Origin of the sequence: Acaryochloris marina MBIC11017, assembly GCF_000018105.1 — a bacterium.
Classification (GTDB): domain Bacteria; phylum Cyanobacteriota; class Cyanobacteriia; order Thermosynechococcales; family Thermosynechococcaceae; genus Acaryochloris; species Acaryochloris marina.
In genome coordinates this window covers 3,298,779-3,316,363 of record NC_009925.1, presented here as the reverse complement: position 1 = coordinate 3,316,363, position 17,585 = coordinate 3,298,779, and the positions used below count along the sequence as shown (strand labels likewise).

Here is a 17,585-nt window from a genome sequence, read left to right as displayed (position 1 = left end):
TGAATTGCCTCTCCTCGTTATTCTTAAGCTTCAACCCAAACAGTCTCGGGTTTGGCGATCTGAATCATTCGATTGAGTGCCGCACACTGCAGGAGTAACTCTGTGGCTTGATTATCAAAGTTACGGGAACGTACCTGACCCCCAAAGATAGTTTTGAAGCGAAACATCGTCGTTTCAGCTAGAGACCGCCGATGATAGTGGGCTTGTTTTTTCCACCTCTTTCGTCCCTGTTTTCGGATGGCTCTGAGATTTTGATCTCGTGGATGGGGTGGAGCATTGCAGTTTCCATGTTGCCAAATTTTGGCATTCTTCCTTGGGGGAATTGCAGCTGTGGCATTGCGCTCCATGAGGGCATCATAGCAATGACTTTGGTCATAGGCTCCGTCAGCAGAGACCTGTTCAATCTCATCGTCGATGCCTTCAAGGAGATCTTCAAACACTTCACCATCCTGAACGTCATTGGTTGTCACGACACCCGTGAGAATTTCTCCAGTGGACTCATCAACACTCAAGTGAAGTTTACGCCACGTCCGACGTTTGCTCACACCATGTTGCCTGGTTTTCCACTCTCCTTCACCATAGACTTTGATCCCTGTGCTATCGATAACGACGTGAATGGCACCTTGCTTAGGTATAACGGGCAATGAAATCGATAGCTGACCTTTCCGCCGAGAGACGGTGCTGTGGTCACAAACGGGAAGCTCAATTCCCATCAACTCAAACAATGAATTTAGAAATCCTTCGGTTTGACGCCCTGCTAAACCATAGATACATTTGACGGTCTCGAAGGTGGAGATTGCTGTATCGCTATAGGTCAGAGAGGCTCCCCGCTTTTGTCTCGGTGTGGTTTCTAGCCAATGAACGATAGCTGATTGTTCGAGCCAGAAGGTCACACTTCCCCGCTGTTTGAGACCAGCGTTATACTCGGACCAGTTGCGGATTTGGTAACTCATGGGCTAGCGGTTTTTGGTGGTACATAAACTCTAGCCCGCGCCTAATCCGCAGCACCTATTCATGCAACAACGCCGTTCGCCATCGCAAATCATCCAGGTGTCATCCAGGGTGTGACCGCTTGCCAAACCGCCAGCAATCGTCACTTCTGGTGGTAACCTTTCCTGCAAGCCTCGCACTAGCTCTGTGGCTTCTGTCGTCACACCATCCGAAAAAACCAGCACCCCTTTAAGGTCAGGATCCGTCAATTGTTCGCCCAACTGTTGACCTGCGGTTCGGGAGGTTTCGAAATTATTGACTGCTGCAGAGGCAAGTCGGATTTGGGTGGTCTCAAACCGGATGATACCGACTGCGATCGCACCTTCAAGTAACGATCCATCACAGATCACAACTGGCGAACTACAGCCGATAATCTTCGATTCTGGAAAATATTTGCGGATTTCTAGCAATGGTTCTGGTGATTCACAGTATTCATGAGCTGCAAATACAACAACCAGGGTATTTCCAGAATCAAATTCTGGAAAAGGTTTCGACCAGCCATTATTCCGATCGTAACTCAAGGCTTCGGTCGTCTGTTCTTCGATATCTAAAGGCGAAAAGGTTCTCATTACTGAGCATTACTGACGTTAACCGATCCTATCAACCAGCTTACTCCAATGACAAAGGCCCTTCATCCATCCGACACACTATTTTCATAGACCAGCACAACCATCAGAGTAGAGACTGTCGTTGTCTGCTTGTCGAAGCCCCTCAGCCAAAGCGGATCGATCCAAACAGCAGGGATCTTATCGATCAGCTGGTTGCTAGAGCAGATACCTTATAATGGGCATTGCCAGAGTGTGTGATGTGCCAAAAACCTAGTAGTTTGGAGGTTTGTTCACCCCTACCATGCATCCTTACTAGGATTAAGGCGACCTCCATAGTCATCGCTTTTACCTGTGCCAGATTAGAACGGGTCGAGTATCGAAATCAATTCTGAGGCGATCAGGGTATATCAGGTCTGTAGGCTTTGGCCTAGTTCATATTCATGCATTAGAGACGGTGTTGTATCGAGAGTCCCGTGATCTCCAATGCGGCTATGGATGCTGCACCCTGAATAGTTTGCCGATTTTGAAGAACGTCTTCTAGCGCGTTTTCGATAATTTGCCAATCGAAGTCTTGAAAGATATCCATGTCTTCAATGAGCTGTAAGGAGTCGTGCAGGGCGGGGACAGGATCGTCTAGATGGATGGCTTGTTGTAGGCAGCGCTGCAAAATACTCGTCATTTGATGCTGCTCGCTTCGCTCCGCGAGAGTTAGGGCTCTGGGTTTGTTGTTCATAAGAGATCGAAAACCCTTGAGTGGGCGATGAGGGGAATGGGGGTTAAAACGTCTTGGAATTTGTGAAGTGAGATTTTAAAGAAGACCTAACCGGACCTTATACATATTTTATATGGGTCATGTGCCCCTACTCAAAGCCTGGCTCGTTAGTCGTCAATCATAGGGAGCTGGCAATGTTTTAGTGACGGGAATTGACCATAAAGTTTAAACGGCTTCTTCCACTACACAGCGAAACTCTTCCACTTCATCGTTATATTCAATATCCATAACTGCTTCAACATTTTCATGGGGACGAGGAATGATGATCCAAGTTTCGAGCAAACCACCAGACGTTTTATTGACCGCTGCTATCCCAGCATCCATGGCCATCCTGACCGCGGAAACATCGCCTCGTATATTCACCGTAAAGCGTGCACTACATGACTGAATAAGACTGACGAAGGTCACGTGGCCAGCTTTCACCATCGCATCGGCTGCAGCTAAAGCAGGGGGGAATCCTTTGGTCTCTAATGCTCCAACTGCCTGTGGCATGATGTTTGTCCTAAAACATTACTGTAACAGGGTTAGAAACAAATTTTTCAAAAGCGCTTGCCCCCCAAATCAGACGGCTCTAAACGGATACTCAAAGGTCAAACCGATAGAACGATCAATTTAAATTTTGACCAGGGAATATGAAGTTATGACCTGCATAAAGCATCACCTAAGAAGTGTTCCTATCTGTTCTTGACTGACATTCAATCACAACATCGTTGAAGTCAGATGCAGCAATAGTGAGGCTAGCGATCTGCTGTCATCGAAAGCAAATTTTAGAGTCATCTTGTCTCTCATCTGCAAAGTATCAATAGAATGTTATGCATCAAGAGGATTGGGCTTACTTTTATCTGAGCTATAACAGTCGTAGACTTCACCTATAAGTAGTGAAAAATTATTGAGCCACTATTGGTTGCTGCGGGTAAACGAAATGGCTAACAAAAACGAGAAACTTGAAGTCGAAAATATTAATGTTCCTGGACAGGTGACTCGGGTCAATGCTGCCAAGTATTCAGCAATGAAAGTGGCGTTTCTCAACATCCTGCCCAATCAGTCACCGGGGCTGACCCAAAAGGAGATTCAGCAGCAAGTTAAACCACATCTCCCTGATGATCTGTTTCCTCAAGGGCAAACGTCAGGATGGTGGGCGAAAACGGTGCAGTTGGATCTGGAGGCGAAAGGAAGTGTCGTCCGCGAAAAGACTAAACCTCTGCGCTGGCACAAGGTATAGCTTTTACGCAATGCTGATTGTTGGCTATTCTACGTATTGATGTGAACCTGCTAGGCCGCTCGCCTCAAATAAGGTTAGGCTAAATGAAATCGTAAGCTGGTAATTGAATGGATCCAACTAACGAACAACTGCTTGCGTTTTATCGAATTGTTCGACGGGTCGTGCTGTTATCTTCATTCATTGCTTTTGTAGAATTAGCGCCAGATAAGAACCTTTACGTTTATGCAGGTCGTTATGAAGCCTTAGAGAATTCTGTTATTTGCATTCTTCCAAACGGAGATTATGAGCTATGACTCATTTAGACCTCACGTCTCTTGATAAACAGCAGTTAACTGCCCTGCTTTGGGAGCTTAAAGGTACTCCTGCTGTTAACGCAATTTATCAAGAACTCAGATCTCGTTCCCCTGAAGTAACTATCAAACTCTCTGATCCAGACTGGGAAGATAAGACTGATGAAGCCCTGAAGCAAGCACTCGGCATCGCCCAACCCTCAGGTCATCAAACATAGCTTTGCTCAGACTGGTGAGGTGCGGGTGATCTGCTAAAAAATGGCAATACTCAATTTTGCCGAAAGTTTTGGGTTACAGCAAAATTCAGCATGTAACTCAATCGAAAAAGTAGAGCTTTGAACGCTAAATTTTCATGGATAAAGAAATTGTCGCAAACTATATCAAGTCTGCGTTTGCTGAAGTAACGCTGGGTGAAGGTATTGGTTTATGGCAAGCCCAAGCCATCGATGATTATGAAACTGAGGCGGTGCAGAAGCGAAATCGCGGCAGGGACGAGAAGGAAGAATGGAGTCGACTGAGCTGCGAGGATTTACAGAGATGTCACAGTAGCCTTTCTTTTTTTGATGCGGAGGGCATGAGATTTCATTTGCCCGCCTATATCGTGGCAAGTCTGGAAAATCAGGTCGATGATCCGCTGTTTCATTTAACGCAGCTAAATGATTACGCAAAATCTAAGTTAACGGCACTCAATACTGTGCAAAGACAAGCCATCGTGATGTATCTGACATGGTGTCTAGATCAAGCGGAATATGAATTTGATCACCCAGCAATTCGTATGGCACTGCGTCAGTATTGGGAAAAATAGCTTATAAACTCTGTCTTGAAAGTTATCCAACCTTAATATCCTAATCTCAGAGTGACAAAATCTTCAGCGGACAATATCCTCATCAACCGCTATTAGTAAACCAACCAGTCAAACACAAGTATTTGTTCGCGAGGTATCTGGGAATTCTAATTGAAAGCTGATAGGAAAGCAGTATATGGGATCTCAGCCTTATTACTATTTTTGTGAATTTCAAGAAGATGCAGACATCGCATTACAGCAACTACGTCAGCATGAATTTGAACAAGGTCGATATTACCCTGCGGCAACTCATTTAGATTTCCCACCCAATCCAGCATCAGTGGCTTGTGGGGCTCAACACTCTTCCGTTGAAGAAGCCTTTAAGGCGGGTGGCCCAGAAGGGACAGGTTCCATTTTGGATATTCAGAGAATATCTACCACGCCAGAGCAAATGACATCTTCACCATTACCTACAGAGTTCTTACTGCGCTTTTTTAGAACCGAAACACCGACCCGTGACATGGTTGAAAGCATTATCATTCGTGAAGAACTGATTGATGAGGACGATATAGACCCTCTAGATGCATGGGATGATTTTGCAGATTTAGTGTGGACACCTGGTGGATGCCATTTCGTCGTTTATGCAGACGATCAGCCTTCAGAGATTTTTTTTATGGGTTATGTTAGCGGTTGATTTTTAGCATTTATCTACATTGCTAAGTCTGTTGGCAATCCGTTTCAATCTGCAAAATTTCATGGGCTGTACAACACTTGCTAATGAGCTAAGTTAGATCATTTCATCTAATACCTAGCCAGGTCAGCCGTTAAATATATCCAACCAGAGTTTTGGAGATTTGTACCACGTGACGAGCACAACAAGCCAGCTGTTTGCAGCCATTTGCGCTGGCAATATAGCAATGGTGAAGACACTACTCGAGTCAGGGGTAGATTGCAATTCACCTAGCCATGAATATTACACCTATGAGCGTGAGTGGAGTCCGCTCATAATGGCTATCGTGTATGGCCATTCAGACATTGTTCAAGTTTTAATTCAAGCAGGTGCAGATTGTCTCTCTTTTTATAATCTGAGTGACCGCCCTGAATCCCTGTTAAATTCTGAAATTGAAGCGCAATTAGATGAGTTGAATGTTTCGTGTACCACTCTCTATACAGCAGTGGGATTTGGTAATCCTCACATTGTCCAAATGCTGCTAGATGCAGGCGCTGTTGTCGATAATGGTGATGGTAATGATACGCCTCTCAATCTAGCCATTTGTCAGCAAAACCTGGCCATGATTCAACAATTAATCAGTGCTGGCAGTGATATCAATGTCGATATGGAAGATGGTGAGCGTGCGGTCATGACTGCCGCCAACACCGGCAATTTAGAGATTGTCAAGACATTAGTGGATGCCGAAGCAGAGCTAGATACCTATAGTCAGGGCGAATCCGCAGTGTCCTTAGCAGCTCAAGGCGGACATGAAGAGGTTTACAACTACTTATCACCACTTGTTTCACAGGAAGATCGAGAATCTGTCCCACGAGACTTATTAGCTAGAGGGATCAAAAGGCAAAACCGTAGAAGTCGGCCACAACCCTCTCTCATCGAAGATTCCTCTCTAGAGTAAAAGTAAAAATATTTCAGGGCAGTATGACTCGAAAGGTCATCCACTCAGGTGATTAAGAATGGTAGAGATCGCCTTGAAAAAACCAGATCTGTACAGATTAACCAAGCATAAAGTGGATTTTAAAACGCCAATCATTTGGGTAAGAGTAGTGGATGTCCTCAAAGCATTCAATCTTCTAACTCGTGTGCAATGGTCTGGTGATACTGAACCAACACCGTGGGAGCACTCACTATTCATACCAACATCTGGTTATCTAGAAACAGGTTTACTAGAACCAGTGCTATGGCAAACTATTCAATGGATTGAAGTGAATACCGTTGAAGAGCGCCGTATTGGTAGACTAGTCCTGCCTATGAGAATTGATCATAAAGTATTGGCAAGCCTGAACCTTTGAAACATATTAGTAGTGATATTGGGTCTCGCCGTTTGTCCCGAGAGAATCGGATCGTCTAGAGAGTGTTTAGATTTTTGTGTAAGCAGCAGTGTATTCAATAGTTGAATCGTGTTGGGAACAGAATAGCAAAATGGGACAGCGCCGCCTTCCAATTCAGAATTGGTCTGGTCCATCGCTTCGAAATATTCCTCATCGCTAGAAACATCAATTTGTAGACAGACTCTTCATTAGGGAAAACCGCTTTGGTCTTAATCACCTTTCTCAGTGAGCGGTTGAGCGACTCAATGGCATTGGTGGTGTAGATAACCTTACGGATGGCCATTGGGTATTGAAACAACGGGGCAACATTATCCCAATGTCGTATCCAGATTTGGCTAATGCCAGGATACGTCTCGTCCCATTTATGGGCAAATGCATCCAACGCAGCCTCAGACTCTTCCAAAGTGGCCGCTTGGTAAATGGGCTTGAGGTCTGCAGCTACGGCTCGACTTTCCTTCCACGGCACATGGCGAAGGCTATTACGAATAAGATGGACAATACAAACCTGCACCTGGGTCTGAGGGTAGACCGACTCAATCGCTTGAGGAAAACCTTTGAGTCCATCACAGCAAGCAATCAAGGAGAGTGTTTAGATTTTTGTGTAAGCAGCAGTGTATTCAATAGTTGAATCGTGTTGGGAACAGAATAGCAAAATGGGACAGCGCCGCCTTCCAATTCAGAATTGGTCTGGTCCATCGCTTCGAAATATTCCTCATCGCTAGAAACATCAATTTGTAGACAGACTCTTCATTAGGGAAAACCGCTTTGGTCTTAATCACCTTTCTCAGTGAGCGGTTGAGCGACTCAATGGCATTGGTGGTGTAGATAACCTTACGGATGGCCATTGGGTATTGAAACAACGGGGCAACATTATCCCAATGTCGTATCCAGATTTGGCTAATGCCAGGATACGTCTCGTCCCATTTATGGGCAAATGCATCCAACGCAGCCTCAGACTCTTCCAAAGTGGCCGCTTGGTAAATGGGCTTGAGGTCTGCAGCTACGGCTCGACTTTCCTTCCACGGCACATGGCGAAGGCTATTACGAATAAGATGGACAATACAAACCTGCACCTGGGTCTGAGGGTAGACCGACTCAATCGCTTGAGGAAAACCTTTGAGTCCATCACAGCAAGCAATCAAGATATCCTGAGTTCCTCGATTTTTAAGGTCTGTGAGCACCGAAAGCCAGAATTTTGCTCCCTCTCGTTCAGCGGCTCCTATCCATAATCCCAACAGTTCCTTGTTGCCCTCCACAGTCACTGCCAAAGCGACATAGACAGCTCGCTTGCTGACTTGACCATTGACTTTGATGTTCACATACAGCGCATCAAGATAGACAATCGGATACACCTCATCCAGCGGCCTTGAACGCCAGTCTTTGACCTCTTCCATGACGCTATTGGTGACGTCACTAATCAGAGCTTCAGAGATATTGGCCCCATACAGCTCCACCAATTGGGCTCGAATATCACGGGTGGTCATGCCCCGAGCATATAAGGCGATGATTTTCTCATCGAGCCCTGCGATGCGTCGCTGGCCTTTAGGCACCAGGACAGGCTCAAACTCGCCGCAACGGTCACGAGGAATCGATAGGTCCATCTCTCCTTGTTCAGACTGGACGGTCTTTTTCGAGTAACCATTGCGACTATTTCTGGGGCCATTAGAATTCTCATCACCTGACTGATCGTTGGAGGATTGCTGCAGGTGATGAGTCAATTCACCTGCAAGGGCTCGTTCCACTAGGCGTTTGCTGAGTCGTTTAAGCAGTCCTGATTCGCCCAGAATATCTTCCGGTTGAGGGTTCTCTCCGATGAGTTCATCTAACAGTTCATCGACTCGATTGGGAGCTTTTTTCTTTCTAGACATCGTACGGTCTCCTGATGTGTTTGGATCCTAGACCGCTTACACAAAACTCTGAACAGTCCCATCAAGATATCCTGAGTTCCTCGATTTTTAAGGTCTGTGAGCACCGAAAGCCAGAATTTTGCTCCCTCTCGTTCAGCGGCTCCTATCCATAATCCCAACAGTTCCTTGTTGCCCTCCACAGTCACTGCCAAAGCGACATAGACAGCTCGCTTGCTGACTTGACCATTGACTTTGATGTTCACATACAGCGCATCAAGATAGACAATCGGATACACCTCATCCAGCGGCCTTGAACGCCAGTCTTTGACCTCTTCCATGACGCTATTGGTGACGTCACTAATCAGAGCTTCAGAGATATTGGCCCCATACAGCTCCACCAATTGGGCTCGAATATCACGGGTGGTCATGCCCCGAGCATATAAGGCGATGATTTTCTCATCGAGCCCTGCGATGCGTCGCTGGCCTTTAGGCACCAGGACAGGCTCAAACTCGCCGCAACGGTCACGAGGAATCGATAGGTCCATCTCTCCTTGTTCAGACTGGACGGTCTTTTTCGAGTAACCATTGCGACTATTTCTGGGGCCATTAGAATTCTCATCACCTGACTGATCGTTGGAGGATTGCTGCAGGTGATGAGTCAATTCACCTGCAAGGGCTCGTTCCACTAGGCGTTTGCTGAGTCGTTTAAGCAGTCCTGATTCGCCCAGAATATCTTCCGGTTGAGGGTTCTCTCCGATGAGTTCATCTAACAGTTCATCGACTCGATTGGGAGCTTTTTTCTTTCTAGACATCGTACGGTCTCCTGATGTGTTTGGATCCTAGACCGCTTACACAAAACTCTGAACAGTCCCATCGTCTATGGGATGCTGGACAAGCACATAGGCATCTCGCGTTGGCAACAATAACAATATCTTGCAACTGTTATGATGAGCGTTGTTGTTCAATCCTTTCGATGAATTTCGCTCCAAAATCTCTGTCTATCGTGTTTGGAATAGCAGCAACCACAGCTCTTATTCAGCCGCAGCTTGCTTCTGCTCTTCCCCTATCTGAGCTTGAGCGTATCGCTAAGAACATTACGGTTCGCATTGATAGTCAAACCCCAGGTTCAGGGATCTTGATTAAACGGAGTGGTGATACCTATACGGTTCTCACTGCTGCCCATGTCGTGGCGACAGAAGATGAATACGACATCATTACACCAGACGATCGACGTTATGCCATCGACTACGCAACTGTGCGTCATTTTCCCGAAGTTGATCTAGCAATTTTAGAGTTTACGAGCAATCGCACTTATCAGGTGGCGACCATCGGCGACTCCAGACAAGCCAAATATGGCAATGCTGTTTTTGTCAGTGGTTTTCCTGCCAACTTAGAGGCCAATCGTGAAGCTAATTTGCGTTTCACAAGTGGTGTTATTGCAGCTCATGCAGCAAGTCCACTAACCGATGGTTATGCGATCGCATATTCCAACAACACGTTCCAAGGCATGAGTGGCGGGTCAGTGCTAAATCAAACCGGCCAACTCATCGGCATTCATGGACAAAGTCTTACCCCCTTAGCTGAAAGTAGGGGCATTCACCCACAGACTCAATTAAAAATTGGTGCCAATTTAGCCATCCCGACTCATATTTTCTTAAATAAGATTACCAAAGTGGCACCAAACCTCGGTTTTCAATCTGTTGCTGTTTCAATCCCCAAGCAACCCTCCACAGCAGATGATTATTTTCTTCAAGCTGTAATGAAACAAAATGTGCAAGGTGATTTACCAGGTGCTATGGCCGCTCTCGATGAGGCAATTCGCCTCAATCCTGGATATAGCCAGGCCTTTTTAACACGAGGTCGAGTCAACCATGCTCGCGGAAATCTGACACAAGCTTTGGCAGATTTTAATCAATCTATTCGGATTCATCCCAAAGGTTATGTGGGTTATCTCCATCGTGCCATTGTTCATGGCCAGCTAAAGGATACTCAACAAGCACTTGCCGACTACGACCAAGTGATTCGCCTGAATCCAAATGCAGCAGTGAACTTAGTGACCTATTACAATCGAGCAAGTCTGCGTGCCCAAGCTGGAGATTATCAAGGTGCGATTGATGATTTAAACCAAGCTATCCAGATTCGAGAAACTCCAAAAACTTATGCAAAACGGGCAACGGTTCAATGGCAGTTACGAAATCGGGCAGGGACTATTGCCGATTTTCAAAAAGCTGCAGAACTATATCAGGCCCAAGGAGACATTGCTAGCTATCAGAGCGTGCTCAAAGTCTTGAAACAAATTAATCGTACAAACAGTAATCGCTAACTGATGAGGCGAGGTTAGCAACGATTTCCGCTGCGGGAGGGAATGCTGGGATCTCGTCTTAGGCTTCGATAGCAACGATTCCTTACTGGGAAAACGACAACGATACATTATTAGGGGTGCAGGGCTGTTTCAGATGGTTGCGACTATCTCGACCCAACGGCTTTGAGTTTCGGTGCATCAATTCGGGCACATGGTATTGCCATCATGAACGCCAATCCCTGACCAGGCAGTTGAATGGCTTGTTCAAAAAGTACAGGTACGGTCTCGAAATTCAATACAAAATCTCTCAATCGCTTCAGCCGCTCAGTCAGATAAAGACTAATCGTTGCCAGTGCTTCATGGTCAATCAGATATCCCTCTGCACTTACTGCACTTAGCTGTTGTAACTCAGTCTACTTATAAGTTGGAGATATTTTCAATTCCACACCACCGGTAATTGTTACTCAAATACCGAGTGCTGCACACTCGCTTGTAGGAGATGTAGCCAAGAAATTCTACTAACGTAGAATACCCCTAAGTTGATAAAAGATCTAAGCTAACGGCCTAAGTCCTGCGGGGGCTAGCTCTAATCCTTGCTGCAAAAACTCATTGCATATAACTGTCTAGGATTTCGAGGATTTAGCCATTCAATTGCATCAAAGAATTTTCCCTTTTTGAAACATCTTTAATGTGCTGGATGCCGATATGTGAGTATTCAAATGTATTTTCACAATGGGCATACTTGAGCGAAGCATCGGTTTTACTGATCTTAATCAAAGGGTTGTTATGAAACTTTGGCCTATACCCAGACTTCTATTGCTACCGTTTTTGGGAGTGTACTTATGGATGCAGCCAGCCCACGCCCAATCGATTGTCACCGAACCCAACGGCACTCAGACCATTGTCACCGCTGATGGTAAGCGGTTTAACATCAGTGGTGGCAGTCTTTCAGGCGATGGGGCCAATCTATTTCATAGCTTTAAGAAATTTGGCCTTAGCCAAGGAGAAATTGCAACCTTTCTCAGCAATCCCGGCATTCAGAATATTCTTGGGCGCGTGAACGGAGGAGATGCCTCGATTATTAATGGTCTGATTCAAGTCCAGGGAAGCAATGCCAACCTGTACCTTATGAACCCCGCAGGAATTGTGTTTGGTCCCAATGCCACGATCAATGTCCCTGCAGATTTTCGCGCAACCACTGCCACTGGCATTGGCTTTGAAAAGGGTTGGTTTAACACAATTGGTGACAATGACTATGCTGCCTTAGGGGGGACTCCCCAGAGTTTGCTGTTTAATACGGACCAGCCTGGTAGTATCGTCAATGCCGGAAACCTGGCCGTGGCAAAAGGGCAGAACTTGAGCCTGATTGGGGGCACGGTCGTGAATACAGGCTCTCTCTCCGCTGAGGGAGGGCAAGTTACCCTTGCTGCAGTACCCGGTCAGCGTCGGGTACGTATCAATCATCCTGATATGTTGCTCAGTCTGGAAGTAAAACAGCTTGATCCTGATACCACAGAGCCCTTTAGGGCAGTATCTCTTTCAGAACTATTAACAGGGGGTGACGTCCCAGTAGCGACAGGTGTGGAAGTTGATGCGGCAGGTCGTACTTGGTTGTTGAATACGCCTGTGGCAACTGGCGATGTGGCTATTTCTGGAGAAGTTTCAGGTGACCAGGTGCAGTTGGCGGCAGCGAATCACGTCAATGTGATGGGGGATAGTGAAAAGCTGATTACCACTCACAATGGCCAACATAGTGCCCCAATCGTGACGCGATTTAATGCAGATGGCACTAACGCCAACGAGTTAGTCTTTCTCGACACTACAGTACCGGACTACCAAAGGCTGTTGTTTGGAACTGAAGCCGGGACGACAACGGTCGCCATCCCCGTGAGCGAAAATGGCATCGAACGAGTCACCAGCGTCTTACAACAGGTGGGAGCTGTTGATGCCGTCCATATCGTTTCAGAGGGAGATGAGGGCGAGTTTTGGCTGGGCAATGCCTATGTGAGCAATGAAACCTTAGACAAATACAAAGCCCATTTTCAGCAATGGGGAGGCTTACTCAGTACTGAAGCAGATATTTTAATCTATGCCTGTTTGACAGCCCGTGGACCCGAGGGGCTGGCGCTGCTGAATAAAATTGCCGAATTGACCCATGCGGATGTGGCAGGTAGTACAGATCTAACCGGAGATACAGCCCGAGGCGGTAACTGGATACTGGAGCAGTCGATTGGCAGCATTGAAACGGGTAGCGCTTTTGAGGCCACCACCCTAGCAGACTATAAGGGACTATTACAGGTCTTTACCGCAACGGATGCCGCGAGCTTGATTGCCGCGATCAATCTGGCGAATGGCAATACAGAGACAGATACGATTAATCTGGCGAATAATATCACCCTGGCAGCGGTAGATAACGCGACTAACGGAGCGAATGGTTTGCCCTCCATTACGGCACCCGAAAAGTTGACGATTAATGGCATGGGCAATACCCTTGCGCGGGATACTACTGCCCCTGACTTTCGGTTGATACATGTAGCCCTAGGTGCCGAGTTAGAGGTCAACGATATCACCCTGACGGGTGGGATAGCCAATTCTGGTGGTCAAGGAGACGATGGTGGGGCCATCCACAACAGAGGAACGCTAACGGTCAACAACAGCATCATTACTGGCAATACAGCCGCAGATGATGGGGGTGCTATTTCCAGCTTTAATACTACTGCCAATGCTGTGACGGTGACCATCAACAACAGCACCATTTCTGGGAATACGGCCATGGGTAATGGCGGTGCCCTGTCCAACACTTCCTTTACGGGGGCCGGCCCCAATAGTACGGTGATGACCGTCAACAACAGCACGATTACTGGCAATAATGCCAATGTGGGCGGTGGCATTGCCCAATTGGGACAAAATGCTAACAACAGTGCAGTGGTGATCGTCAACAACAGCACCATTTCTGGGAATACAGTGGTCTTCGGGGGCGGTGGCATCTACAACCGGGGACAAACTTCCCTCTTGGGCGCGACCATCACCATCACCAATAGCACCATTGTCCAGAATGAAGTGACCAATCCAGGGAGCAGCTCAGGTGGCATTCTCAATCTTAATTTTTTGGGCGGTGCTAATACTGCGCGGGTAACCGTGGCTAACAGTATCATTGCCCTGAATACAGCTACGGTATTTCCAGATGTAAGACGAGCAAGTGCCACCAATTCCCCGATTATCGACGCGGGTAATAACCTGATTGGCGTTGATAACCAGGGGATTTTCACCACCAGTACCCTGGTCGGCAGTGTGGCTACCCCTCTCGATCCGATGCTGCTCCCCCTCGGCGACTATGGCGGCCCCACCCAAACTCACGCCTTTTTCCTGGATAGCCCTGCTCTCAATGCAGGAAGTGATGCCCTTGCCATGGCCGCCACGCTGACCACGGACCAACGAGGAGCCAATCGTTTCAACGGCACAGTAGATATTGGGGCTGTTGAGTCCCAAGGGTATAGCTTGGCGGTGACTGCGGGCAATAATCAAACAACGACTGTGAATACGGCCTTCACCACAGCTCTAGAAGCTCAAGTCACAGAAAACTTTGCTAATTCACCCCTTCCAGTATCGGGGCTCAATGTTACCTTTACGGCTACCCCTTCACCCACGGGGGCAACGGGGAGTTTCAATGGCAACCCGACCACCACTGTAGTCACCAATGCCACAGGGGTGGCCACAGCTCCCACTTTGACTGCCAATACCGTGGCTGGCAGCTATGTAATCTCTAGCAGCTCTGGCACCCTTACCCCGGCCAGCTTCAACCTCACCAATACCCCCGATGTTCCGGCTTTGTTAACCATCAGTGGGGGGAATGACCAATCAACCACCGTCAACACCGCCTTTGCGAATACGTTAGATGTGACCGTCACGGATCAGTTTGGCAATCTAGTCCCCAACACGACCCTGAACTACAGCGCACCGAGCACCGGAGCCTCCAGCACCCTCAGCGCGACCACCGCCACCACTGATAGTAATGGGGTAGCCAGAGTGAGTGCCACTGGCAATACCGTGGCTGGCAGCTATGTGATCTCTAGCAGCTCTGGCACCCTTGCCCCAGTCAGCTTCAACCTCACCAATACTCCCGATGTTCCGGCTTTGTTAACCATCAGTGGGGGGAACAACCAATCAACCACCGTCAACACCGCCTTTGCGAATACGTTAGATGTTACCGTCACTGACCAGTTTGGCAATCTGGTCCCCAACACGACCCTGAACTACAGTGCACCGAGCACTGGAGCCTCTAGCACCCTCAGCGCGACCACCGCCACCACCGACAATAATGGGGTAGCCAGTGTGAGCGCCACAGCTAATGATACGGCGGGTACCTTTACAGTTACTGCTACTGGTGTTGGCGTTACGGCAGGTAATTTTACCCTGACAAACTCACCCATTGCGCCAACCACCCCTGATATCCCTGCAACGGAATTCTTAGGATTTTGGACTGATCTACAGGAGTTGTCAAAGACATCTGATGTTGCCTGCGGAGCAGTTCCTACAGTGAATTTGGAGGTAGATATTGATATTCCTGATGTTCAAGGTCAAACCCCTCCTCCAGAAGAAAGTCAAGAAGCGTTAGGGGCTGACTGTCCCTGATTAATCCGAATTCTTTGAGTGCATGTTGTTTTGTCAGTGACTCAGCTGCCCTTCATCCATACAGATATTGAATTCGGAATGGCATGAGCCCACACCATTCCCTATCTATACAACGTCGGTTTTAGTTTTCAGGTTTCAGGTTTAATCGAATCCCGTATTCAATCCTTCGTTCCTATTGACGCATTTTCTTATGCAACTTTTTTCCTCAACGGCCCTTCTTCTCCTTTTCCTCGCCTCTCCTGCCTTGGCCCAACGCCCCGATCCAAACCAAGACCGAATTCCTCAACCTTTGCCCAATCCTGAAGATGCCTTGCCAGCAGAGACTGACGATCCGATTACGCCTGCCCCGGCTCCTCCGGCAGTGAAGACCCCCGACGGTCAGACAACCCTTTCTGTCACCCAAATCGACATCATTGGCAGTACTGTTTTCACTCCAACTGACTTTGAACCTCTCGTGACGCCTCTCGAAGGCCGAGACGTTTCTATCAATGAGCTACAAGCCCTGACTGAAGCCATTACTCAGCTTTATTTCGATCAAGGCTATCTCACTTCTCGTGCAGTCCTTTCTGAACAAGAGATTACTGATGGCACAGTCCAAATCCAGGTCATAGAAGGGACTATTAGCGATATCCGCATTGAGGGTAATACACAAACCAAAACAGGCTACTTAAAAAAGCGACTCGCTCTGGGTACTAGCACCCCTGCTCAACTAGGAGCCATTGAAGACCAGCTCCGACTGTTGCAGCTCGATCCCCTATTTGAAACCGTTAATGGCACTCTTGCCCCGGGTGAAAATGCTGGGGAAAGCATTCTCTCTGTGGTTGTTAAAGAATCCAAACCTTTCAATTTTGACGTCTCTGTTGACAATTATTCACCCCCAAGTGTGGGAGGAGTCCGCACGGGTGTTGGGGTTAGCTATCGCAATGCGACGGGTTGGGGTGATCAACTCAGCCTCAGCTATAGTCGATCTACCACGGGTGGATCGAATCTTTACGATGTGGGTTACCGCATTCCCCTCAATGCTAAAGATGGCACCTTACAGCTTCGGGCTTTGATTACCGATAGTTCTCAAACCCAAACGACCTTAGATTTTGATGGCAATTCTGAATTCTATGAAATTAGCTTCCGGCAACCGCTGATTCGTAATCCCAGAGAAGAATTTGCCCTCTCCCTTGCGTTTGCCTACCGAGATGGGCAGACCTTTTTGTTTAATTCTCCCTTCCCTTTCGGTATTGGCCCTGATGCCAATGGCATCAGCCGCACCAGCGTCTTCAAATTTGGTCAAGACTATATTAAACGCGATTCTACTGGAGCTTGGGCTTTACAGTCACAATTTAGTTTAGGTACTGGGTTGTTCAATGCAACGAATAACACTGGGGCTATTCCAGATGGCCAATTCTTTAGCTGGTTAGGACAGGCTCAGCGGGTGCAGCGCTTAGGCAAGAACAATTTGTTGATTATGCAAGGAAGTGCCCAGTTTAGTCCTGATAGTTTGTTGGCTTCAGAACAGTTCGTCATCGGGGGTGGGCAATCCGTGAGAGGCTTCCGTCAAAATGTCCGTTCTGGGGATAATGGCTTGCGGTTTTCCATTGAAGATCGCATTACCCTTGTTCGCAATAAAAAAGAAAGTCCAGTCATTCAGATTGCCCCCTTCTTAGATCTGGGTTACGTTTTTAACTCCAACAATAATCCTAATCTCATCTTTGGGGAGCAATTTTTGATTAGCTCAGGCTTAGGTCTGCTTTTGGAGCCTGTTTCTGGACTCAATATTCGTCTTGATTATGCTGTGCCATTTGTAGATTTGAGTGACCGAGGCAACAATGTTCAAGATGAAGGCTTTCACTTTAGTGTTAGATACAGCTACTAGGGAATCTGTCAGTCTTGAGTAGCCCTATTGAAGAGGAGAATTGACCATTCAGACTCACTCATCAACGCTTTACGTAATGCTGGCTTGCCTTTTATAAGCATTGATAGAGTCATACAAATTCAGTCAGAGACTCCAGTCAACCCTTAAGACTGCTTTGGTATCATCCGATCATCGGTGTAGCTTTTTTAATCCTAGGTCACTGACTGACTCACTACTTTAGCCTTCTAATGGCGCTGATAGCTGCTCTGCTCAATACTTAAAATCAAGGCA

Annotated in this window: 15 protein-coding genes and 2 pseudogenes; 10 read left to right on the top strand and 7 right to left on the bottom strand. The window is 47.2% G+C overall.

Annotated features, from left to right (window positions below):
- Window positions 1-23: 23 nt before the first annotated feature.
- The 4 genes from AM1_RS14905 to AM1_RS14890 all read right to left on the bottom strand — a co-directional run bounded on the left by AM1_RS14905 (window position 24) and on the right by AM1_RS14890 (window position 2,802).
- Entirely contained in the window at window positions 24-953 is a 930-nt protein-coding gene (locus tag AM1_RS14905; RefSeq protein ID WP_012160769.1) for an IS5-like element ISAcma6 family transposase, read from the bottom strand.
- A 30-nt stretch (window positions 954-983) separates the two neighbouring features.
- On the bottom strand, window positions 984-1,559 hold the full coding sequence (locus AM1_RS14900; protein WP_012163684.1) for an FIST N-terminal domain-containing protein: 576 nt from the start codon (window positions 1,557-1,559) through the stop codon (window positions 984-986).
- 424 nt (window positions 1,560-1,983) lie between these two features.
- Complete coding sequence (locus AM1_RS14895) at window positions 1,984-2,271, bottom strand: hypothetical protein (protein WP_041659881.1); 288 nt, start codon at window positions 2,269-2,271, stop codon at window positions 1,984-1,986.
- 204 nt (window positions 2,272-2,475) lie between these two features.
- A complete protein-coding gene (locus tag AM1_RS14890) occupies window positions 2,476-2,802 on the bottom strand; it encodes a carbon dioxide-concentrating mechanism protein CcmK (RefSeq protein ID WP_012163682.1) in 327 nt (108 codons plus the stop codon).
- A 430-nt stretch (window positions 2,803-3,232) separates the two neighbouring features.
- On the opposite strand from AM1_RS14890, the gene AM1_RS14885 reads away from it, so the two are divergent.
- From AM1_RS14885 to AM1_RS38715, 7 genes are all read left to right on the top strand, one after another.
- Window positions 3,233-3,532, top strand: coding sequence for a DUF6958 family protein (locus tag AM1_RS14885; protein ID WP_012163681.1), 300 nt, complete (start codon window positions 3,233-3,235; stop codon window positions 3,530-3,532).
- A 289-nt stretch (window positions 3,533-3,821) separates the two neighbouring features.
- Window positions 3,822-4,040, top strand: coding sequence for a hypothetical protein (locus AM1_RS14875; RefSeq protein WP_012163679.1), 219 nt, complete (start codon window positions 3,822-3,824; stop codon window positions 4,038-4,040).
- Between the two features lie 134 nt (window positions 4,041-4,174).
- Window positions 4,175-4,627 (top strand): DUF6714 family protein, encoded by a 453-nt coding sequence (locus AM1_RS14870; protein WP_012163678.1) that lies wholly within the window; start codon window positions 4,175-4,177, stop codon window positions 4,625-4,627.
- Between the two features lie 175 nt (window positions 4,628-4,802).
- Window positions 4,803-5,300, top strand: coding sequence for a hypothetical protein (locus AM1_RS14865; protein ID WP_012163677.1), 498 nt, complete (start codon window positions 4,803-4,805; stop codon window positions 5,298-5,300).
- 169 nt (window positions 5,301-5,469) lie between these two features.
- Window positions 5,470-6,234: an ankyrin repeat domain-containing protein gene (locus AM1_RS14860; protein ID WP_083776717.1), complete on the top strand. Its 765-nt coding sequence runs from the start codon at window positions 5,470-5,472 to the stop codon at window positions 6,232-6,234.
- A gap of 58 nt (window positions 6,235-6,292) precedes the next feature.
- A complete protein-coding gene (locus tag AM1_RS14855) occupies window positions 6,293-6,628 on the top strand; it encodes a hypothetical protein (protein ID WP_041659880.1) in 336 nt (111 codons plus the stop codon).
- Window positions 6,625-6,687 carry a hypothetical protein gene (locus AM1_RS38715; protein ID WP_238549290.1) on the top strand — a complete coding sequence of 21 codons (63 nt, stop codon included), beginning with the start codon at window positions 6,625-6,627 and terminating at the stop codon, window positions 6,685-6,687. The genes AM1_RS14855 and AM1_RS38715 overlap by 4 nt, the downstream gene beginning before the upstream one ends.
- Window positions 6,688-6,722: 35 nt before the next feature.
- On the opposite strand, the pseudogene AM1_RS14850 reads toward AM1_RS38715, so the two are convergent.
- The 3 genes and pseudogenes from AM1_RS14850 to AM1_RS14840 form a co-directional block, all read right to left on the bottom strand.
- Window positions 6,723-7,247, bottom strand: a pseudogene (locus AM1_RS14850) (IS256-like element ISAcma7 family transposase); the annotation flags it as partial.
- 37 nt (window positions 7,248-7,284) lie between these two features.
- Window positions 7,285-8,535, bottom strand: a complete 1,251-nt coding sequence (locus tag AM1_RS14845; protein WP_012160773.1) for an IS256-like element ISAcma7 family transposase — start codon at window positions 8,533-8,535, stop codon at window positions 7,285-7,287.
- 59 nt (window positions 8,536-8,594) lie between these two features.
- Window positions 8,595-9,326: pseudogene (locus tag AM1_RS14840) on the bottom strand (IS256-like element ISAcma7 family transposase); the annotation flags it as partial.
- A 161-nt stretch (window positions 9,327-9,487) separates the two neighbouring features.
- Between AM1_RS14840 and AM1_RS14835 the strand changes: the two are divergent.
- From AM1_RS14835 to AM1_RS14825, 3 genes are all read left to right on the top strand, one after another.
- On the top strand, window positions 9,488-10,837 hold the full coding sequence (locus AM1_RS14835) for a tetratricopeptide repeat-containing S1 family peptidase (RefSeq protein WP_012163674.1): 1,350 nt from the start codon (window positions 9,488-9,490) through the stop codon (window positions 10,835-10,837).
- Between the two features lie 765 nt (window positions 10,838-11,602).
- On the top strand, window positions 11,603-15,448 hold the full coding sequence (locus AM1_RS14830) for a DUF4347 domain-containing protein (protein WP_238548950.1): 3,846 nt from the start codon (window positions 11,603-11,605) through the stop codon (window positions 15,446-15,448).
- Between the two features lie 190 nt (window positions 15,449-15,638).
- Entirely contained in the window at window positions 15,639-17,315 is a 1,677-nt protein-coding gene (locus AM1_RS14825; RefSeq protein ID WP_012163671.1) for a ShlB/FhaC/HecB family hemolysin secretion/activation protein, read from the top strand.
- The last annotated feature ends 270 nt before the right edge of the window (window positions 17,316-17,585 follow it).